Source organism: Streptomyces sp. NPDC044044 (genome assembly GCF_056434405.1).
On sequence record NZ_JBWKFG010000010.1, the window covers coordinates 74365 to 94629 of the forward strand.

A 20265-nucleotide genomic window follows, 5' to 3' on the forward strand; every position below is an offset into this window, starting at 1 on the left:
CGGTGCGCGCCGTGGCCTCACTCCGCGATGCCCACCACCAGCCAGATGAAGGCCGCCCCCGCCACCGTGCACAGCAGCGTCGAGCGCGCCGGGTGCTCGTGGTGGGCCTCCGGCAGGATCTCCGCGGCGGCCAGGTAGAGCAGCGCGCCGCCGAAGAAGCCGAGATATCCGCCGAGAAGTTGCTCCGGAATGGTGAACAGGAGCGTCGACGCCGCCCCCGCCACCGGGGCCACCGCGTCCGCGAAGAGCATCGCGAGGGCCTTGCGGCGGGCGTTCCCGTACAGGCTGGTGAGCGTGTACGTGTTGAAGCCGTCCGCGAAGTCATGGGCGATGACCGCGACGGCCACCGCGACGCCCATGCCGCCGCCCACCTGGAAGGCGGCCCCGATGGCGACGCCATCCATGGCGCTGTGGCCGACCATCGCGGCGGCGGCCGTGAGGCCCACCTGCGGGACTCGGCCGTTCGTGTGCTCGTCGGCCCCGTGGGCCGCGTGGCGCCCCGCGAGGAGGTGCTCCACCAGGTGCGCGGTGAGGAAGCCCGCGACGAACAGGAGCAGCGCGGCGGGTACGCCGAAGACCGGGCCGCCCGCTGCCTCCAGCGCCTCCGGCAGCAGGTCGAGGCCGACCACGCCGAGCATCAGACCGCCCGCGAGCCCCAGGACGAGGTGGCGCCGGTCAGTGACCCGCTGGGCCGTCCAGCCGCCCACCAGAGTCATCACAAAGGCGCCGAGCGCCACGAACACCGCCATGCGCCCTTGCTAGCCGATTCACCCCCTGCCGCGCACATCCACATCGGGCGCGCCGCCGCTGCCGAAGGGCCCGGGGCCACATCATGATCACTGTCGCCGGTACGGGGACGGGGGCGCCGCTCGACGCCGCGGCCCGCGACGTGTTGCGTGCCGGGGGGCACGTCGTGGGGGTCGTCGTGGGGCTCGTCGTGGGGGCCAGGCGGCACGTCGATGCGGCCCGATTGCCGTCTGGTGCGGCCCGGGTGGTCCGTGACCCGCTCGACTCCGGGGACCCCGGGCTCTTCGGGATCGTACGGGCGTTCGCCGAGCGGTTCCGGCCCGCCGAACTGGACATCCGGCCCGGCGGGCACGAGGAGGGCTTCGTGGCGGACTTCGGGGTGGGCTTCGTGGCGGACGTCCTGGTGGACTTCGTGGTGGGTGTCGGTGCGGGCAAGGGGGTGCCCGCCGAGGAAGTCGTCGGACTCGTCGAGGACGCCCTCCGGGACGCGGGGATCTCCCCGGCCTCCGTGGCCGCGTTGGCGACCGTCGACACGAAGGCCGCGGAACCCGGTGTCGTCGGGGCGGCGGCGCGGCTCGGGGTGCCGGTCGTGACGTACACGGCCGGTGAGTTGGCCGCCGTCGACGTACCCAACCCCTCCGCCGCACCGCTCTTTGCGGTGGGTACGCCCTCCGTGGCGGAGGCCGCCGCACTGCTGCACGGTGGCGGTGAACTCGTCGTGCCGAAGCGGAAGTCGGCACCGGAGGGCCGTGCGTCCATGGCGACCTGCGCGGTCGTGCGTCGCGCGTACGATGCGCCGCGCGTGTCCGAGCGTCATGGGCACCCAAATCCGAACCCGATTTCGCACCCGAATCCGCACCCCATTCCGCGCCCGGATCAGCACCCCAATCCGCGCCCGAACGGAACAGGCACAGCAATCAAGGAGTCCGAGTGACCAGCCCGCCCGCACTGCTCATCGCCGGCCACGGCACCCGGGACGAGGCCGGGGCGGCCGCCTTCCGGGACTTCGTGCAGGAGCTCGCCCGCCGCAACCCCGGACTCCCGGTCGCCGGCGGCTTCGTCGAACCGTCGCCCCCGCCGCTGGGCGACGCGGTCACCGACCTCGTCGGACAGGGCGCGAAACGTTTCGCGGCCGTCCCGCTGACGCTGGTGCCCGCCGAGCACACCCAAGGCGGCCAAGGCGGCATCCCCGCGGCGCTCGCCCGCGAGGAGGAGCGCCACCCCGGCACCTCGTACACCTGCGGCCGCCCCCTGGGCCCGCACCCCTCACTCCTGAAGGTCCTCGGCCGCCGCCTGGACGAGGCGCTCGGCGGCCCGGCCCGCTCGCCCCAGGACCGCGCGAACGTCACGGTCCTGCTCGTGGCCCCCGGTTCGACCGACCCGGAGGCCAACGCCGAGGTGCACAGGGCGGCCCGGCTGCTGTGGGAGGGGCGCGGTTACGCGGGTGTGGAGACGGCGTTCGTGTCGCTCGCGGCGCCGGACGTGCCGTCGGGCCTCGACCGCTGCGTGCTCCTGGGCGCGCGGCGGATCGTGGTCCTGCCCTACTTCCTGTTCACCGGCACCCTGCCGGAGCGGCTCCTCCAGCAGACGGAGGGCTGGGCTGCGGCGCACCCCGAGGTCGAGGTGCTCCCGGCGGATGTGATCGGTCCCGAGGAGGAGCTGCTCGACCTCGTCATGGAGCGCTACCGGGAGGCGGCCGGCGGTGACGGCACCCATGCACCCGCGCACTGACCAGGACGGCGGGCCCGACCTGCGGCATCACGGGGATGCCGAGGTCCGGGGCGCCGCCGGTCTCACCGACCTCGCGGTGAACGTCCGCGCGGACACCCCGCCGGCCTGGCTGAAGCAGCACATCGCCGCGTCGCTCGACGGCCTCGCCGCCTATCCGGACGGCCGGGCGGCGCGGGCGGCGGTGGCGGCCCGGCACGGCGTGGCGCCGGAGCGGGTGCTGCTCACGTCGGGCGCGGCGGAGGCGTTCGTGCTCCTCGCGCGCGCCCTGAAGGTGCGTCAGCCCGTGGTGGTGCACCCGCAGTTCACCGAGCCCGAGGCGGCGCTGCGGGACGCGGGGCACATGGTGGGTCGGGTCCTGCTCCGGGAGGAGGACGGGTTCCGCCTCGCGGGGGCGAGGGTCCCGGAGGACGCCGACCTGGTCGTGATCGGCAACCCGACGAACCCGACGTCGGTCCTGCACCCGGCCGCCTCGATCGCCGAACTCGCCCGCCCCGGGCGGGTGTTGGTGGTGGACGAGGCGTTCATGGACGCGGTGCCCGGCGAGCGGGAGGCGCTGGCGGGCCGTACGGACGTACCGGGCCTCGTGGTGCTGCGGAGCCTGACCAAGACCTGGGGTCTCGCGGGGCTGCGGATCGGTTACGTCCTGTCCGACCCGGAGACGATCGAGGCGCTGGCAGCGGCGCAGCCCTTGTGGCCGGTGTCGTCCCCCGCCCTCGCGGCGGCCGAGGCCTGCGTGACGCCCGCGGCGCTGGCCGAGGCGTCCGCTGCGGCGCTGCGGATCGCCGCCGACCGGGCCCATCTCCTGCGTGGGCTGAGGGAGTTCGCCCCCAGCGGGGTGCGGGCCGTGGAGGACGCAGAGGGTTCCTTCATCCTGCTCCGGGCCCCCGGGGCCCCGGCTCTCCGCGAACGTCTGCGGGAGCGGGGCTTCGCCTTGCGGCGCGGGGACACGTTCCCGGGCCTCGGGGACGAGTGGCTCCGGGTGGCGGTGCGGGACCGGGGGACGACGGATCGGCTGCTGGGGGCGTTGAGGGAGACACTGAAGGGCTGGTGATCACCGGCTCCGCGGAGTCCGCCCTCGAACGCCGGAGGGGCTGAGGGTCAGCCCCTCCGCACCCGGCGGGCCATGACCACCGCTGCCCCGCCCCCGGCGAGCAACAGCACCCCGCCACCCAGCAGGTACGGAGTGGCCGAATTCCCGCCGGTCTCGGCGAGGTTCGCCTCGGCGGGCTTCTCCGGCTTCGCGGCCACCGGCTTCTTGCCCGCGCCCCCCTGCGGCTTCACCGGGGTCGAGGGCTCCGGCTTCGCGGCCGCCGCAGGCGTCTCGCACGACGCGCCCGCAAGCGTCAGCGTCCCCTCCACCTCCGCGACGTTCAGCTTCAGCGGGTTCACGGACACCTTCAGCTCCAGGGCGGACGCCGCCGCCGTACGCGATGTCGTGTGCGTCTTCGACAGGTCGAGCCGCACCTCTCCGACCCCCGGCACCGTCACCTGGGTCGGGCCCCCCGCCGACAGCGTGACCTTCTTGCCGAGCACCGTCACGCCGCCCAGCAGATTCGCCTCGGCCACCGGCCGCTTGCCCGCCGCGCAGACCGCCTTGGACGTCACCTGCTCGACCTCGATCAGGGACAGCAGGGGCAGGCCGGGCACATGCACCTTGGCCCGCGCGATGTTGCTGTACCCCTCCGCCTTCCCGCCCTCGACGGTCGCCTTCGCGGTGGCCACGTCCGCCCGCAGCACGCTGAACGCCTGGCCGCCGTTGACGCCGTCCAGCTTGGCGGTGAGCGCGGTCTTCTCGGCGCTCGCCGGTGCCTGCACTTCGTTGAGCGAGACCCGGAGCGGGACGTTCAGGGTCTTGTTGAGCAGGGACACGTCGAGCCCGGTGCGCAGCACGACGGCGTTCGCGCGGCCCTTGTCGCCGCCGGTCGCCGACGCGGGGCCCGCGGTGGCGAGCGCCGCGGGTCCCGCGACGAGGGCCGTGGCGGTGGCGATCACACCGAGGCGGCGTGCGGGCAGGCGGAAAAAGGCATTGCTGTTCAAGGTGGTGGAACCCCCACAAGAGTTACGGAGCCGCCGGAAGCGTCGCGCTTCGCTGGATGGGGACATCGCTAGAGCGCGACACCGGCAACATCGACAGGGGGAATCTTTACGCACTGAGAGTGAATAGCCAGCGACGAAGCGTGAGTTCACTCCAAAGGGAGGTTTCCGCCCCTGCTTTCGAATCTTCCGGCACGGACGTTCCCACCAGCCCCCCGAGCAACTCCCTGGCTCGAACACATCGGTTACCGCCCGCCTCATGGCCGAATAATGTGCAACGAAACAGGGGCCTCACGCGTAACGCTCCGTCAATATGAGGCACCGCGGCGGCGGATGCGTCCGGCGCGGTTGTCACCCGGTGCCTCAGGAACGCCCGACGGTGAGGGCTACCCCACCACCCTCCCGTTCAGCACCACCCTCCGCGGATTCCCCAGCACCCCCACGTCCTCCCGCGGATCGGCCCCGTACACCACCAGGTCCGCCGGCGCTCCCTCCACCAACCCGGGCCGCCCCAGCCAGGACCTCGCCCCCCACGTCGTCGCCGACAGTGCGTCCAGGGCCGGGATGCCCGCCAGTCTCAGCTCGGCCACCTCCGCGGCGACAAGGCCGTGGGCCAGCGAGCCTCCCGCGTCCGTGCCGGCGTATACCGGCACCCCCGCGTCGTACGCGGCCCGCACCGTGTCGTAGCGCCGTTCGTACAGGCGGCGCATGTGCCGTGACCACTTCGGGAACTTCGACTCGCCGCCGTCGGCAAGCTGCGGGAACGTCGCGATGTTCACCAGCGTCGGGACGATCGCGACGCCCCGCTCCGCGAAGAGCGGAATGGTCTCCTCGGTCAGGCCCGTGGCGTGCTCGATGCAGTCGATGCCTGCCTCCACCAGGTCCCGCAGGGAATCCTCGGCGAAGCAGTGCGCCGTGACCCGCGCGCCCAGGCGGTGCGCCTCGGCGATCGCCGCCTCCACCTCCGCCCGGGGCCAGCACGCCGTCAGGTCTCCCGCGTCGCGGTCGATCCAGTCGCCGACCAGCTTCACCCAGCCGTCGCCGCGCCTCGCCTCCTGGGCGACGTACGCGACGAGGTCGGAAGGCTCGATCTCATGGGCGTAGTTGCGGATGTAGCGGCGCGTGCGCGCGATGTGACGGCCCGCCCTGATGACCTTCGGGAGGTCCTCGCGGTCGTCGATCCAGCGGGTGTCCGAGGGTGAGCCCGCGTCCCGGATCAGGAGCGCGCCGATCTCGCGGTCGGTCAGCGCCTGCTTCTCCGCCGTGGCCGCGTCCACCGGGCCGTGCGCGTCCAGGCCCACGTGGCAGTGCGCGTCGACCAGGCCGGGGAGCGTCCAGCCGTCGAGCGTGACGTCCGGCGCCGCCGACGGGCGGTCGTACGTCACCCTGCCCCCGACCACCCACAATTCGTCCCGGACCTCGTCCGGGCCGACCAGCACCCGACCCTTCACGTGCAGCACCGTGTGATGGCTGTGATCGCTCATGTGCAGCAGCTTAGGAGCCTGTCGGTACGCTCGGTCCGGCAGCCCGAACGAACTCGTGAGCGAAGTGAGCAGCGAAGTGAGCAGCACCGTGACGACGCACCCTTTCCTTGACCTGGCCCCCTTGAGCCCCCAGCACTTCGCCTCCATCGAGGAGCGCGTCGCCGGGCTGCTCTCCACCTCGCAGGACGTCGTGATCATGCAGGGCGAGGCGCTGCTCCCCCTGGAGGGCTGTATCCGGGGTGCGGCGCAGCCCGGCACGACCGCGCTGAACGTCATCACCGGGCCCTACGGGCAGACCTTCGGGAACTGGCTGCGCGACTGCGGTGCGACCGTCGTCGACCTGGCCGTCCCCTTCCACACCGCCGTGACGGCGGAGCAGGTCCGCGAGGCGCTCGCCGCGCACCCCGAGATCGACTTCGTCTCGCTCGTCCACGCGGAGGCCGCGACCGGCAACACCAATCCCGTCGCCGAGATCGGTGAGGTCGTGCGCGAGCACGGCGCGCTCTTCATGCTCGACGCCGTCGCATCGGTGGCCGCCGAGCCGCTGCTTCCCGACGCGTGGGGCGTGGACCTGTGCGTGATCGGCGCGCAGAAGGCGATGGGCGGCCCCGCGGGCGTCTCGGCCGTCTCCGTCAGCGAGCGGGCCTGGGCCCGCCTCGCCGCCAACCCGCAGGCGCCCCGCCGCTCCTACCTCTCCCTCCTCGACTGGAAGGAGCGGTGGATCGACGGCGGGCGCAAGGCGCTGCTGCACGCACCGGCCCAGCTGGAGATGCTCGCCCTGGAAGCGTGCGTGGAGCGCATCGAGGCGGAGGGGCCCGACGCCCTGATGGCGCGGCACGCCACCGCCGCCGCGGCGACCCGCGCGGGCGCGATCGCCCTGGGCGGCGGCCTCACGCCGTACGTCCATGAGGCGCGGGACGCCGCTCCGGTCGCCACGACGCTGCGGGCCCCGGAGGGCGTCGACGCCTCGCTGCTCGTCGCCAAGGCGCTGGCGGCCGACCCGGTGCTTCCGCTGGTCGCCGGTGGCGGTGCGCTGGCCAAGGAGATGATCCGGGTGAACCACTACGGCCCTGACGCGACCCGCGGCGTCGTGCACGCCTCGCTCGCCGCCCTGGGTGCCGCGATGGGCGAGGCCGGTCTCACGGTCGACCTCGAAGCGGCACGGCGTGCGGTGACGGCCGCCTGGCAGTAGGCGCCCCCGTCTTCCCGATGGCCCCGAGTTCATGCGGCTTTGGGCCACACCAAGCTCACAGCGAACAGCCGACGTCCGGGAGCGTGGGCATGGCAGCGTGACGGCCATGCCCACGCTCCAGGACGGCCGCCCTGTGCCCGACCCGACGGCGGGCGAGCCCGCCATGCTGGCGGACTGGCTCGACTTCCATCGCGGGACCCTGGCGGTCAAGTGTTCCGGGCTCGATGACGCACAGACCCGTATCGCGTCGGTCCCGTCCTCGTCGCTGACGCTGCTCGGTCTCGTGCAGCATCTGGCCGAGGTGGAGCGGAACTGGTTCCAGCGCGTGCTCGCCGGGCGGGACGTGCCTTCGGTGTACGACGGGGATCCGGCGGGCTTCACCCTTGACCCGGAGCGGTCGTTCGACCAGGCCCTGGCGGTGTGGCGGCGCGAGGTGTCGGTGAGCCGGGAGCTGTGCGAGGGACGTCCGCTGGACGACGTCGGGCGGCTGAGCGAGCGGGAGACGGCCGTGACGGGCGGCGCCGAGGTCAGCCTGCGCTGGATCCTGGTCCACCTCATCGAGGAGTACGCGCGGCACAACGGTCACGCCGATCTCCTCAGGGAGGGAATCGACGGGTTGACGGGGCCGTAAATACTCTACGTAAATTCACGGACGCATTCTCACCGCTTCTTTATCCACTTTATCAGCACAGCTTCCCGTATTCTTCTGCCCGCTTTCCCGAGACCTAAACACTAAGGTTTCGTCAGCACTAAGTCTCACAATTCGGACAGGCTTCGTGGGAGTTACGGTTCTGTGACGTACTCCACATCACGCCCGTTATGCGGCCTATGACCCCAGCAAATCAGGCCATATCGCCGGGGATTCCTGCGGGCGCGCACCCCCGCGTGATAACACATGCGGCGCTCTTACGTAACCCCTCCCGCCGATGCAATTAAAGAAATTGCTCGGTAAATTCAATCCGCATGACCGCTGCACAAGCCGATCTACCGACCGACCTGCAAGCGAATTCCCTGGAAATGCCCGAGGGGTTGCGCCTCGACACCCCCGACGTCGCCGACGGCGCCGCGATCTGGCGGATCGCCCGCGACTCGAAGGTGTTGGACCTCAACTCCTCGTACAGCTACCTGCTGTGGTGCCGCGACTTCGCGGCGACCTCCGTGGTGGCCAGGGACGCTGACGGTGAGCCCGCTGGGTTCATCACCGGCTACATCCGGCCCGAGCGGCCACGCACCCTGGTGGTCTGGCAGGTGGCCGTCGACCAGGCGCACCGAGGCCGCGGCCTCGCCGGTGCGCTGCTCGACGGTCTCACCGCCAAGGTCGCCGCCGACCGGGAGCTGGTCTCGGTCGAGACGACCATCACGCCGGACAACACCGCGTCCGAGCGGCTCTTCACCTCATACGCACAGCGCCACGGCGCGTCGGTCGAGCGCACGGTGCTCTTCGACGCGGGGCTGTTCCCCGAGGAGGGGCACCTGCCCGAGGTCCTGTTCCTCATAGAGCCGATCACCGAGACCGGGAAAGCCGCGCAGATCGAGCCGGTCGAGCCAGTCGGCTGAGTTCCGCCCTTCCCCCACGAACCACCTGTCACCCCCCACCTCCCAAGTCTTTCCATCTCCCAGGAGATCTGCTGTGACCATCACCCAGCCCGACCTGAGCGTCTTCGAGACCCTGGAGTCGGAGGTGCGCAGCTACTGCCGCGGTTGGCCCACCATCTTCGACCGTGCGCAGGGCAGCCGCATGTTCGACGAGGACGGCCACTCGTACCTCGACTTCTTCGCCGGGGCCGGCTCGCTCAACTACGGCCACAACAACCCGGTCCTCAAACGCGCCCTGATCGACTACCTGGAGCGCGACAGCGTCGTCCATGGACTCGACATGTCGACGACCGCCAAGCGCGCGTTCCTGGAGTCGTTCCAGAACATCATCCTGCGCCCGCGTGACCTGCCGTACAAGGTCATGTTCCCGGGCCCGACGGGCACCAACGCGGTCGAGTCCGCGCTGAAGCTGGCCCGCAAGGTCAAGGGCCGCGAGTCGATCGTGTCGTTCACGAACGCCTTCCACGGCATGTCGCTCGGCTCCCTCGCGGTGACCGGCAACGCCTTCAAGCGCGCCGGCGCCGGCATCCCGCTGGTGCACGGCACGCCGATGCCCTTCGACCGCTACCTCGAGGGCACGACCCCCGACTTCGTCTGGTTCGAGCGTCTGCTCGAGGACCAGGGCTCCGGCCTCAACCAGCCCGCCGCCGTGATCGTCGAGACGGTCCAGGGCGAGGGCGGCATCAACGTCGCCCGCGCCGAGTGGCTCCGCAAGCTCGCCGACGTGTGCGAGCGCTGGGACATGCTCCTGATCGTCGACGACATCCAGATGGGCTGCGGCCGCACCGGCGCGTTCTTCTCCTTCGAGGAGGCGGGCATCACGCCGGACATCGTGACGGTGTCCAAGTCCATCAGCGGCTACGGCCTGCCGATGGCGCTGACGCTGTTCAAGCCCGAGCTGGACATCTGGGAGCCGGGCGAGCACAACGGCACCTTCCGCGGCAACAACCCCGCCTTCGTCACGGCCGCCGCCGCCCTGGAGACCTACTGGTCCGACGGCCCGGCCATGGAGAAGCAGACCCGCGCCCGCGGCGAGCAGGTCGAGGAGGCGTTCAAGGCGATCGTCGACGAGAACCCGGGCGCCATCAAGGAGTACCGCGGCCGCGGCCTGGTCTGGGGCATGGAGTTCCTGGACAAGGAGCGCGCGGGCGCCATCGCCAAGCGGGCCTTCGAACTCGGCCTGCTCATCGAGACCTCCGGCCCCGAGAGCGAGGTCGTCAAGCTCCTTCCGGCGCTGACGATCACCGCCGACGAGCTGGACGAAGGTCTGCGCACGCTGGCCCGCGCGGTGCGCGAGACCGCCTGAGCGGTGCGGGAAGCCGTTCCGTCGGTGCGCAAGCGCCGCCGGGACGGCCCTCGGGCCGCGTCTTCACCCCCGTAAGAGAAAAGGAACCAAGTCACCGTGATCGTCCGTTCGTTCAAGGACATTGAAGGCACCGACCGGCACGTGAAGGCCGCTTCGGGCACCTGGGAGAGCAAGCGCATCGTCCTCGCCAAGGAGCGAGTGGGCTTCTCGGTCCACGAGACCATCCTGTACGCGGGTACGGAGACGTCGATGTGGTACGCCAACCACATCGAGGCCGTCGTGTGCACCAAGGGTGAGGCCGAGCTGACCGACGACACGACCGGCAAGAAGTACACGATCACGCCGGGGACGATGTACCTGCTCGACGGGAACGAGAAGCACACGATGCGGATCAAGGAGGACTTCCACTGCATCTGTGTCTTCAACCCGCCCGTCACCGGCCGTGAGGACCACGACGAGAACGGCGTGTACCCGCTGCTCACGGAGCCGGAGCCGGCCTGATCCCCGGCACCGCACCGCAGGGCTGAAGCACGCTCCCTGAATCTCCCCCGCCGCCCTCTTCCTCTGGGCGGCGGGGGTGTACATCCCGGAAAGGGCCGTACGAGAGGAGAGGCAGGCAACACCATGACCACCGCACCCGAACGCACCGCCGACCTGTACCCGACGAGAGGCACCGAAGAGGTCCTCATCGAGCGCAAGGACCCCGTCGTGTGGTCCGAGCCGGGTACGCCGGGGCCCATCGTGGCCGAAGAACTGGCGGGGTTCGAACGGGACGGATTCCTGGCGATCGACCAGCTCATCACGCCCGACGAGGTGAGCGTCTACCACGCCGAGCTCGAGCGGTTGATCGATGACCCCACGATGCGGGCGGACGACCGGTCCATCGTGGAGCCGCGTTCCCAGGAAATTCGCACCATCTTTGAGGTGCACAAAATCAGCGAGCTGTTCGCGAAGCTCGCCGCCGATCCGAGGGTGGTGGGTCGGGCCCGGCAGATCCTGGGCTCCGACGTGTACATCCACCAGTCACGGATCAACGTGAAGCCCGGTTTCGGTGCCTCGGGGTTCTACTGGCACTCGGACTTCGAGACCTGGCACGCAGAGGACGGCCTCGCGAACATGCGGACTGTCTCGGTCTCCATCGCGCTCACCAAGAATCACGACACCAACGGCGGCCTCATGATCATGCCGGGGTCGCACAAGACGTTCCTCGGCTGTGAAGGCGCGACGCCGAAGGACAACTACAAGCGGTCCCTGCAGATGCAGGACGCGGGCATTCCCTCGGACGGGACGCTGACCAGCCTCGCATCGGATTACGGCATCCGGCTCTTCACCGGTGAGGCCGGCTCCGCGACCTGGTTCGACTGCAATGCCATGCACGGTTCGGGGGACAACATCACGCCGTTCCCGCGCAGCAACGTCTTCATCGTGTTCAACAGTGTGGAGAACACGGCGGTGGAGCCGTTCGCGGCGCCGATCCGGCGGCCGGATTACATTGGGGCTCGGGACTTCACTCCGGTGAAGTAAGCAGTCTCGTAGGAGAGTTGGCCCGGCACCTGGGGGTGCCGGGCCAAACTTGGTCACAGCGCCGGGTAGTCCGTGTAGCCCTTCTCCGTGCCGCCGTAGAACGTCGACGTGTCAGGCGTGTTGTACGGGCCTTCGGCCTTGAGGCGGGCCGGCAGGTCGGGGTTGGCGAGGAACAGCGCGCCGAACGCGACGATGTCCGCGGTGCCGTCCTCGACCAGCGCGAGCGCGTCGGCCCCGGTGGGGCCCTCGGTCGCCGGGTTCAGGATGAACGGGCCGTTGAAGCTCGCGCGCAGGGTGGTCGACAGGTCGCGGATCGGGCCCACCTCCATGACGTGCAGGTACGCCAGGTCCAGGGCGCTCAGCTCCTTGACCAGAGAGGTGTACGTCGCCTCCAGCTCGGCCCGGGGCTCAGAGATGTCGTTGAAGGGGTTGCCGGGCGAGAGGCGCAGGCCGGTGCGGGCGGCGCCGATCTCGGCGGAGACCGCCCTTGCGGTCTCGACCGCGAAGCGGATGCGGTTCTCCGGGGTGCCGCCCCATTCGTCGGTGCGGCGGTTGGAGCCGGGGGCCAGGAACTGGTGGATCAAGTAGCCGTTGGCGCCGTGGAGTTCGACCCCGTCGAAGCCCGCGTCGATCGCGTTGCGGGCCGCGGCCACGAAGTCGCCGATGGTGGCACGGATCTCGTCGCCGGTCAGCTCACGGGGCGTGACGAAGTCCTTCGGGCCATCGGCCGTGTACACCTGACCCTTGGCCGCGACGGCCGAGGGGGCCACGTTCACCAGGCCGTCGGGGAGCAGCACGGGGTGGCCGATGCGGCCCGCGTGCATGATCTGCGCGAAGATCCTGCCGCCCGCCGCGTGGACGGCGGCGGTGACCTTGCGCCAGGACTCGACCTGTTCGGCGGAGTGCAGGCCCGGGGTGTCCGGGTACCCCTGGCCGACGGCGGAGGGCTGGATGCCCTCGGTGATGATCAGGCCTGCGGATGCGCGCTGGGCGTAGTACTCCGCGGTGAGCTCCGTGGCGGTGGCGCCCGCGCCGGCGCGGCTGCGGGTCATCGGGGCCATGGCTATGCGGTTGCCGAGCAGGGTGCCGGAGAGGTCGAGGGAGTCGAACGCGGTGGTCATCAGGTGCCCCCAGGGTGAAGTTATTGGTCGGCCAATCAATTGAACCGATCGCCACCCTAACTCATTCCTTGGTCGGCCAAGCTAATCTGGAGGAGCCAGGACCCCGAACACCACGGCCCCTCACCACCGGCCCTCACCACCGGCCCTCACCACCGCCCTTCACCACCCCCCCTCACCACCACTCTTCAGGAGCACCGATGAAAGCCTCGGCCGAACCCGCCTGTACCGAGCTCCCCACCGCGAAACGGCGGGGACCCGTCAGCCACCTGGTGAGCCGGGTGGCCCGGCTGCACCGCAACGCGGCGGGCAAGGTGCTGAAGGAGGTCGGGCTCTACCCCGGTCAGGAGTTCGTGATGATGTTCCTGTGGGACAAGGGCCCCGCGCGGCAATCGGAGATCATCAAGGCCGTCGGCCTGGATCCGTCGACGGTCACGGTGATGCTGCAGCGCCTCGAGCAGGCCGGACACGTGCTGCGCAGGCCGGACCCGGACGACCGCCGCGCGGTCCTCGTGGAGGCCACGGACGCGAGCTGCGGGCTCCTGACGGATGTGGAGGTGGCGTGGGGCGAGCTGGAGGACCAGACACTGGCGGGCCTCGACGAGACCGACCGGGCGGAGTTGGCGCGGCTGCTGGGCCGGGTGGAGGCGAACTTGTGCGGGGAGGCCGCGGGGTGATCGGGCGGGTGGGAGGGAGAGCCTGTTCGTGGCTGGCAAGGCCGCGGGGTGATCGGGCGGGTGGGAGGGAAGGCCTGTTCCCGCGGGGAGAACCGCGGGGTCAGAGCCAGGCCAGGGACGCAGCCCGGGTCAGGACCTGAGCCGCGGCGGACTCGCTGCCGGAGATTCCCCTGGGGACGACCGCAGGGTCCACCCTGCCGCCCATGAGCAGGCAGAAGTCCACCGGGTCAAGGACCAGCTCCGCGCTCACCGGCTCCGCCCCGCCGCCCAGGATCCACGACACCTCGCCGCCCTCCCCCGCGACGGTCAGCGCGACGTCCGGCGCCTTCGAGCCCATGGCCAGCTCCAGGATCCGTACGGCCAGGCGCACCAGCTGCCACAGGTGGGCGGTGCGCGGCGGCGGGACCGGGATGTCCAGGGCCCTGCCGATGTCGTCCGTGTGCACCCACGCCTCGAAGGCCCGGACCAGGAAGTGGTCGGCGAGCGGAAGCCGGGCGCCCATCAACGTCGTGGCCCGTCCGGCCAGTTCGGGGTCGCGTGCCTCCGGGGACGACAGGAGCGCGGTCGCCTGGTTCCGCCAGGACGCGATCGTCTCCACCGGGGTCCGCACCCGCTCCCGGGCCAGCACCTCTTCCGTACGCGCCGCCCACGCCACCCGCCACGGCGTCCCGTCCACCCCGTCCCACGCCGAGGGCACCCGCAGGCCCAGGCGCACGGCAAGCGGCTCGTCCGCGGCCAGCAGGTGCGCCACCGTGTCGTGGACGTCCCAGTCGTGCACGACCGGGGTTCCCCAGGGTTCACGCTCCGCCAACTCGCCCAGGAGCGCCTGGAGTCCGGCCACGGCGGCAGCGTACGGCGCGGCGTGCGCAGCCGTACGGGAAGCCGCCGGGCGGGTGCGCAGGGCGAGGGCGAGGCCCCGCTCGGCGGGAGCGGGCCCGCTGTCGGCCAGGGGCGGGCCGTCCAGGTCCCGGACCGTCGCCCGCAGGCGCCCCGCCTCCGCCGCGCACCGATCGCAGCCGGCCAGATGCGGGGCGACCGTACGCTCGTCGCCCGGCATGAGCGCGCCGACGGCCCAGGCCCCGAGAAGTTCACGTACGGCTTCGTGATCCGTGGTCATCACGCGCCTCTTTCGCCTGGAGCGTCGGCAAGTGCCGGGTCGGGTGGGTCGGGTGATTCGGTCAGGGCTTCCGCCAGTCTGCGCAGGGCCGCCCGCAAGCGGGTCTTCGCCGTTCCCTCGGGGATGCCCAGTTCCAGCGCCGCCTGGCGGTAGGTGCAGCCCGCGAAGTACGCCAGGTGCACCACCTGGCGCTGCGGGAGCGGGAGCCGCGCGAGCGCGGAGTGCAGGAGCAGGGAACGTTCTCGTGCCATGACCACGTCTTCCGGGGGCGGATCCGGGGTGGGGATCGTGTGCAGGGTCGTGTCGTCGGCATGGGCGGCCTTGCGGTGGCGCTCCTCCCCGCGTACCCAGTCCACCGCCCGCCGATGCGCCAGCATGCACAGCCAGGTGCGCAGACTGCCCCGCCGCGCGTCGAACGCGCAGGGCCTTGACCACAGATGGGCGAAGACCTCCTGGGCGACGTCCTCCGCGGCGGCGGGGCTGCGGGTGACGCGAGCCGCGACGCGGTGCACGAGGGGGCCGTACGTGTCGTAGACCTCGGCGAGAGCCGTCTCGTCGCCGTACACCAGGCGCCGGTGCAGGTCGGCGTCCCCCATGGGCTGCTGAGCCACTGACACCACCGCCTCGTGAGGCCACCCCGTCCTGCCTTCCTAGTGCCCCGCCGCCCGGCGCGCCAGGGTTCAGCCGGAGAGCACGTCGAGGATCCGGTCCACGTCCGCCTCCGTGTTGTACAGATGGAACGAGGCTCGCAGGTGTCCCGCCCGTGCGGAGGCGAAGATCCCTGCTCGGCTCAACTCGGGCTCCCTGTCGGCGAGTCCGGGGACGGACACGATGGGCGACGTGCCGGGCACCGGCGCGTGACCGAGCTCGGCGAGTCCCGCGCGGTAGCGGGCCGCGAGCGCCGTGTCATGGGCGTGGACCGCTTCGATGCCGGTCTCCTCCAGGTGGGCGAGGGAGGCCGCCGCTCCGTGGTACGCGAGGAACGCGGGGGGTTCGTCGTAGCGGCGGGCGTCGGGGGCCAGTTCCGAGAGCGGGCCGTACGTGGAGTTCCAGGAGTCCGCCGACGCGAGCCAGCCGCCGTGCAGCGGGACGAGGGACTCCTGCGCCTCCTCGCTCACCGTCAGGAACGACGTGCCGCGCGGGCAGAGCAGCCACTTGAAGGCGCCGGTGACGGTGTAGTCGTACAGACTCGCGTCGAAGGGCAGCCAGCCCGCCGCCTGCGTCGCGTCGTTGAGGGTGCGGGCGCCGTGGGCGGCGGCGGCCTCCCGTACCGCTGTGTCGTCGGCGAGACGGCCGTCGGCCGACTGCACGACGGAGTACACGACGAGCGCCGTGGTGGGGCGGATCGCCTCGGCGAGGTCATCGAGCGGCGCGAAGCGGATCTTGAGGTCGCCGCGGACCACGAAGGGGTTGATGATCGAGCTGAAGTCCCCCTCGGGGAAGAGGACTTCGGCCCCCGGCCGCTGCGCGGCGGCGATCAGGCCGGCGTGGACGGCGACCGAGCCGCCGTTGGCCACGCGCGCGTGCGGCACGCCGACGAGCCGCGCGAAGGACTCGCGGGCGGCCTGCACGATCCCGAAGTCGCCCGAGCCGCCGTGTCTGCCCGCGCCGTTCTCGGCCGCGAGACTCCGGATGGCCTCGACGGCGCGTGCGGGCAGCAGGCCGCAGCTCGCGGTGTTCAGGTACGTCGACGTGGGCGCGAACTCGGCGCCGTTGATGATCCCCATGGGATCAACTCTCGCGCCCCGGCACACCCACGTCCACCGCCCGTGGGGGGAGGCGGCCGTTCAACGGCGCCTAAGCGTCGTCGCCCGCGGCCTGCGGGACCGCGCAGCCGTCAGGACCGCAGGCGTCGCCGTCGCCGCCGTCCGCGAGGGTGGTGAGCGGCGAGCGGCTGCCCCACGCCTGCTCCAGGGCCTGCGTGAAGACGTCGGCGGGCTGTGCGCCGGAGACGCCGTACTTGCGGTCGAGGACGAAGAACGGCACGCCGTTCGCGCCGAGTTCGGCCGCCTCGCGCTCGTCGGTGCGTACGTCGTCGGCGTAGCGGGACGGGTCGGCGAGGACCGCGCGGGCCCCGTCCGCGTCGAGACCGGCCGCGACCGCGAGCTCCACGAGGCGCTCGTCGTCGTCGAAGACGGAGCGCTCCTCGGCGAAGTTGGCCCGGTAGAGGAGCCCGAGCAGCGCGTCCTGGCGGCCCTGGTCCTTGGCGAAGTGAAGGAGGCGGTGCATGTCGAAGGTGCTGCCGTGGTCGCGGCCATCGGTGAGGTAGTCGAGGCCTTCGGAGGCGGCGTTCACGCCGAGGTTCCGCTCGGCCTCCTGGGCCTGCTCCTCGCTCATGCCGTACTTCTTGGCGAGCATCGGGATCACGAGCCCGCTGTCGCCCTTGGCGCGCGAGGGGTCGAGCTCGAAGGAGCGGTGCACCACCTCGACGTCGTCGCGGTGCGGGAAGGCGGCGAGTGCCTTCTCGAAGCGGGCCTTGCCCACGTAGCACCAGGGGCAGGCGATGTCGCTCCAGATCTCGACGCGCATGTGACTAGCTCTCTTCAGGTCGAACGGTAGTCCGGAGGATCCCTCCGGTCAGTTGAACAACGTACGACCTGCCACGCTCATTCCCCGGCGGTCCCGTCGGCCGCCCCGTCGGCCGTCACGGCCAGGCGCATGCGCACGTGGGTGCCCGCGCCCTCTCCCGGCTCGGCGGGCCGCCATCCGTGGCGGGCGTAGAAGGCCTGGGCTCGCTGGTTCTCCCGGTGGACGTCCAGAGTGGCCGTCCGGATGCCGTCGGCCCGCCACTCCTCCACGCACGCGGCGTGCAGGGCCGCGCCGACCCCCGCGCGCCAGTGGCCGGGATCGACGTGGAACTGGAAGAGCGCCACGGTGTCCGCCGCCTCGCCCTCGGGCGTACGGAACGACGCGACGCCCACGATCCGGCCCTCGCGGACCGCGCACAGCACGTGCCCGTCACGGCGCTCTATGGCACCCCGCCACATCGCCGTGCCGTCGACGCCTTCGTCCGGCAGCCCCTCGGGGTAGTACGTGGCGCGGGCGCGGGCGTGCAGGGCCGCGAGGGCCGGGGCGTCGGCGGTGAGGGCGGTGCGTATGACGGTCGGCATCACGGTCCGCATCGTCGTGGGGAGTGCTGAGTGGATCACGCTGCGACAGACGCGTTCCGGGAGCTTTGGGTTCCAAGGCGGCTGAACTGGGCGCGGTAGGCGCTCGGCGTGAGCCCGGTGCGGCGCACCAGGTGGCCGCGGAGCGAGTCGGCGGTGCCGAGCCCGCAGGCCCGCGCCACCTGGTCCATGGAGAGCGAGGTCGTCTCCAGGAGCTCCTTGGCCCGCTCGATGCGCTGGTGGAGGAGCCACTGCAGCGGGCTCACACCGCTCTCGGCGTGGAAGCGCCGGGTGAGGGTGCGCACGCTGACGCCCGCCTGCCGGGCGAGGTCGGTGAGCGTGAGCGGCTCGTCGAGGTGGCGCATGGCCCAGCCCCGGGTGTCGGCGCAGGCGTTGCCGCGCTCGGGCGGCAGCGGGGTCTGGGTGAACTGGGTCTGACCGCCGGGGCGCACGGGGGCGACGAGCGCGGCCCTGGCCACTTCGTTGGCGACGGCCGCTCCGTAATCGGTGCGGATGATGTGCAGGCACAGGTCGATCCCCGCGGCGTACCCGGAGGACGTCATGACCTGCCCGTCCTCCACGTAGAGGACGTCTCCCTTGAGGTCGAGCGACGGATAGCGGCTGCGCAGTTCCTCGGCGAGCTGCCAGTACGTGGTCGCGCTGCGCCCGTCGAGCAGTCCCGCCTCCGCCAGCACGAAGGCGCCGCTGCAGATGGAGGCGATGCGCCGGCCCGCGTCGGCGGCCTCGCGGACGGCCGCGACGGTCCGCGGGTCGGGTGCGTAGCGGTGTCCGGTGCCCGCGACGAGGAGGGTGTCGGCCTCGCGCACGGCGTCGAGACCGTGCTCCACCTGGAGGCTGAGCCCGCCGGTGGTGGCGATGGTGCCGGGCCGCGGGGTGCAGACGACCACCTCGTAGCCGGGTCCGCCCGCCACCTCGACCTTGTCGAAGAGCATCTCGGGGATCGCGAGGTTGAACATCGACACAGGTGAGGGCGCGATGACGGCGACGCGGTGCGGCCGGTGGGAGGGGTGGGCGGACTGCGGGCGGGGCATGGCCAGAACCTCCGGAGGTATGGCATTCAGGCCACTACTGTAGCCGTGCCCTGGTCAGCAGACTCATGGACATGGCAACGAACTCCCTCACCGAAGGCTCCCGCGAACCGGGGCACTTGGCGCAGCCGGTCCCGGCTCCGGGCGCGCCCCACAAGGGCCGTACCTCGCCCGACCGCACCTCCCCCGGCCTCACACTCACCGCCGCCATGCTCGGCTTCGCCCTGATCACGCTCGACGCCTCCGTCGTGAACGTGGCGCTGCCCGCGATCGGTGACTCCCTGGGCGGCGGCATGTCCGGGCTCCAGTGGGTCGTGGACGCCTACACCCTCGCCTTCGCCGCCCTGATGCTCTCCACCGGCGCGCTCTCCGACCGGATCGGCGCGACCCGGGCGTACGCGATCGGCATCGCGGTGTTCACGGCCGCCTCGGTGGCGTGCGGCCTCGCGCCTTCGCTGCCGGTCCTGATCGGCGCGCGGGTGGTGCAGGGCGCGGCGGCGGCGGTGGTCCTGCCCGCCTCGCTCTCCCTCGTGCGCCAGGCGTACTCGGACGCGGCCAAGCGGGCGCGTGCGGTGGCGATGTGGGCGGCGGGCGGTTCGGTGGCGGTGGCGCTCGGCCCGGTCGCGGGCGGTGCGCTGACCACGGCGTGGGACTGGAGCGCCATCTTCTTCATCAACGTACCCCTGGGGGCGGTGGCGTTGGTGCTCCTGCTGCGGGCGCCGCGCTCCGAGCGGCGGCCTGCGCCGCTGGACGTGCCGGGCCAGTTGCTCGCGGTCCTGACCCTGACGGCAGTGACGTTCGCGGTCATCGAGGGAGGCACGACAGGCCTGATCGCCCTGGCCGTCGCGGTGGCGACGGGTGCGGCGTTCCTGCGTACGGAGGCACGGCAGGCGCATCCGGTGGTGCCGCTGACGCTCTTCCGCGAACGAACGGTCGCGATCACCGTCGCGGCCGGGGCCGCGTGCAGCGTCGCCTTCTACGGTCTCGTCTTCGTCTTCAGCCTCTTCTTCCAGGAGGTGCAGGGGCGTTCGGCGCTGTGGGCCGGGCTGATGTTCCTGCCGATGACGGGGCTCATCGCGGTGACGAACGTCTTCGCGGGGAAGCTGGCGGCGCGGGTGGGCCCACGGACGCCGATGCTGGCGGGGCAGTCGCTGGCCGTACTGGGGCTGCTCGCACTGCTCTTCACGGACGCGTCGACGCCCGCGCTCGCCCTGGCGTTCCTCATGGTGCCGCTGGCACTGGGCTGCGCCCTGACGATCCCGCCGCTCACCGCGGCGATGATGGAGGCGGTCCCCGCCGACCGGGCGGGCCTCGCCGCCGGGGTCCTCAACTCGGCGCGGCAGGTGGCCGGGGGGCTGGGGATCGCGGCCTTCGGGGGGCTTGTGGCGGGAGACTTCGTCTCGGGGATGCGGGTGAGTCTGCTGATCGCCGCGGGGCTGCTGACGGTTTCGGGGGTGGCGACGCTGGGGCTGCGGCGGGGGCGTTGACTGCCGCTGATCACCGGCCTCCGCCGAGTTCGCCCTCAAACGCCGGACGGGCTGGAACCATCCAGCCCGTCCGGCGTTTGAGGACATCTTGTCGAG

The 20265-nt window shown here is 71.7% G+C and carries 20 protein-coding genes and 1 pseudogene; 11 read left to right on the top strand and 10 right to left on the bottom strand.

The features are described from left to right. Positions 1-17 precede the first annotated feature (17 nt). A complete protein-coding gene (locus AC07AG_RS33895; protein WP_249590698.1) occupies positions 18-749 on the bottom strand; it encodes a ZIP family metal transporter in 732 nt (243 codons plus the stop codon). Between the two features lie 410 nt (positions 750-1159). Here AC07AG_RS33895 and AC07AG_RS33900 point away from each other — a divergent pair. The 3 genes and pseudogenes from AC07AG_RS33900 to cobC all read left to right on the top strand — a co-directional run. Continuing rightward, positions 1160-1531, top strand: a pseudogene (locus tag AC07AG_RS33900) (cobalamin biosynthesis protein); the annotation flags it as partial. A gap of 146 nt (positions 1532-1677) precedes the next feature. After that, positions 1678-2478 carry a sirohydrochlorin chelatase gene (locus AC07AG_RS33905; protein WP_478760080.1) on the top strand — a complete coding sequence of 267 codons (801 nt, stop codon included), beginning with the start codon at positions 1678-1680 and terminating at the stop codon, positions 2476-2478. Then, a complete protein-coding gene (cobC, locus tag AC07AG_RS33910; protein ID WP_478760081.1) occupies positions 2462-3529 on the top strand; it encodes an Rv2231c family pyridoxal phosphate-dependent protein CobC in 1068 nt (355 codons plus the stop codon). Before AC07AG_RS33905 ends, cobC begins: the two co-directional genes overlap by 17 nt. Before the next feature lie 47 nt (positions 3530-3576). Here the strand turns inward: cobC and AC07AG_RS33915 are convergent, their stop codons facing one another. Beyond that, positions 3577-4515, bottom strand: a complete 939-nt coding sequence (locus AC07AG_RS33915) for an SCO1860 family LAETG-anchored protein (RefSeq protein ID WP_478760082.1) — start codon at positions 4513-4515, stop codon at positions 3577-3579. A 383-nt stretch (positions 4516-4898) separates the two neighbouring features. Next, positions 4899-5996: an amidohydrolase family protein gene (locus AC07AG_RS33920; protein WP_478760083.1), complete on the bottom strand. Its 1098-nt coding sequence runs from the start codon at positions 5994-5996 to the stop codon at positions 4899-4901. Positions 5997-6051: 55 nt separating this feature from the next. Here AC07AG_RS33920 and AC07AG_RS33925 point away from each other — a divergent pair, with 55 nt between their 5' ends. The 6 genes from AC07AG_RS33925 to thpD all read left to right on the top strand — a co-directional run bounded on the left by AC07AG_RS33925 (position 6052) and on the right by thpD (position 11614). Beyond that, complete coding sequence (locus AC07AG_RS33925; protein WP_478760085.1) at positions 6052-7188, top strand: pyridoxal-phosphate-dependent aminotransferase family protein; 1137 nt, start codon at positions 6052-6054, stop codon at positions 7186-7188. 106 nt (positions 7189-7294) lie between these two features. Next, on the top strand, positions 7295-7819 hold the full coding sequence (locus AC07AG_RS33930; RefSeq protein WP_478760087.1) for a DinB family protein: 525 nt from the start codon (positions 7295-7297) through the stop codon (positions 7817-7819). A 332-nt stretch (positions 7820-8151) separates the two neighbouring features. Next, the gene (gene ectA / locus AC07AG_RS33935; protein WP_478760088.1) at positions 8152-8745 is read left to right on the top strand and encodes a diaminobutyrate acetyltransferase; all 594 of its coding nucleotides are present in this window, start codon (positions 8152-8154) and stop codon (positions 8743-8745) included. 73 nt (positions 8746-8818) lie between these two features. Further along, positions 8819-10090: a diaminobutyrate--2-oxoglutarate transaminase gene (gene ectB / locus AC07AG_RS33940; RefSeq protein ID WP_249590690.1), complete on the top strand. Its 1272-nt coding sequence runs from the start codon at positions 8819-8821 to the stop codon at positions 10088-10090. 96 nt (positions 10091-10186) lie between these two features. Beyond that, positions 10187-10591 (top strand): ectoine synthase, encoded by a 405-nt coding sequence (locus AC07AG_RS33945; protein ID WP_249590689.1) that lies wholly within the window; start codon positions 10187-10189, stop codon positions 10589-10591. A 123-nt stretch (positions 10592-10714) separates the two neighbouring features. Further along, positions 10715-11614 carry an ectoine hydroxylase gene (thpD, locus tag AC07AG_RS33950; protein ID WP_478760091.1) on the top strand — a complete coding sequence of 300 codons (900 nt, stop codon included), beginning with the start codon at positions 10715-10717 and terminating at the stop codon, positions 11612-11614. 53 nt (positions 11615-11667) lie between these two features. Here thpD and AC07AG_RS33955 read toward each other — a convergent pair whose 3' ends face one another. After that, a complete protein-coding gene (locus AC07AG_RS33955; protein WP_478760093.1) occupies positions 11668-12735 on the bottom strand; it encodes an alkene reductase in 1068 nt (355 codons plus the stop codon). Positions 12736-12932: 197 nt separating this feature from the next. On the opposite strand from AC07AG_RS33955, the gene AC07AG_RS33960 reads away from it, so the two are divergent. After that, positions 12933-13409, top strand: coding sequence for a MarR family winged helix-turn-helix transcriptional regulator (locus tag AC07AG_RS33960; RefSeq protein WP_478760095.1), 477 nt, complete (start codon positions 12933-12935; stop codon positions 13407-13409). Between the two features lie 100 nt (positions 13410-13509). Here AC07AG_RS33960 and AC07AG_RS33965 read toward each other — a convergent pair whose 3' ends face one another. The 6 genes from AC07AG_RS33965 to AC07AG_RS33990 all read right to left on the bottom strand — a co-directional run bounded on the left by AC07AG_RS33965 (position 13510) and on the right by AC07AG_RS33990 (position 18685). Continuing rightward, the gene (locus AC07AG_RS33965) at positions 13510-14526 is read right to left on the bottom strand and encodes a maleylpyruvate isomerase N-terminal domain-containing protein (protein WP_478760096.1); all 1017 of its coding nucleotides are present in this window, start codon (positions 14524-14526) and stop codon (positions 13510-13512) included. After that, the gene (locus AC07AG_RS33970) at positions 14526-15122 is read right to left on the bottom strand and encodes a sigma-70 family RNA polymerase sigma factor (protein ID WP_478760629.1); all 597 of its coding nucleotides are present in this window, start codon (positions 15120-15122) and stop codon (positions 14526-14528) included. Before AC07AG_RS33970 ends, AC07AG_RS33965 begins: the two co-directional genes overlap by 1 nt. An 84-nt stretch (positions 15123-15206) precedes the next feature. After that, positions 15207-16253, bottom strand: a complete 1047-nt coding sequence (locus AC07AG_RS33975; protein ID WP_478760097.1) for an aminotransferase class V-fold PLP-dependent enzyme — start codon at positions 16251-16253, stop codon at positions 15207-15209. 70 nt (positions 16254-16323) lie between these two features. Then, positions 16324-17055, bottom strand: a complete 732-nt coding sequence (locus AC07AG_RS33980; protein ID WP_478760099.1) for a DsbA family oxidoreductase — start codon at positions 17053-17055, stop codon at positions 16324-16326. Positions 17056-17132: 77 nt separating this feature from the next. Continuing rightward, on the bottom strand, positions 17133-17636 hold the full coding sequence (locus AC07AG_RS33985) for an N-acetyltransferase family protein (protein WP_478760101.1): 504 nt from the start codon (positions 17634-17636) through the stop codon (positions 17133-17135). A 35-nt stretch (positions 17637-17671) separates the two neighbouring features. Continuing rightward, on the bottom strand, positions 17672-18685 hold the full coding sequence (locus tag AC07AG_RS33990; protein WP_478760102.1) for a GlxA family transcriptional regulator: 1014 nt from the start codon (positions 18683-18685) through the stop codon (positions 17672-17674). Positions 18686-18891: 206 nt separating this feature from the next. Between AC07AG_RS33990 and AC07AG_RS33995 the strand changes: the two genes are divergently transcribed. Continuing rightward, complete coding sequence (locus AC07AG_RS33995) at positions 18892-20169, top strand: MFS transporter (protein ID WP_478760631.1); 1278 nt, start codon at positions 18892-18894, stop codon at positions 20167-20169. The last annotated feature ends 96 nt before the right edge of the window (positions 20170-20265 follow it).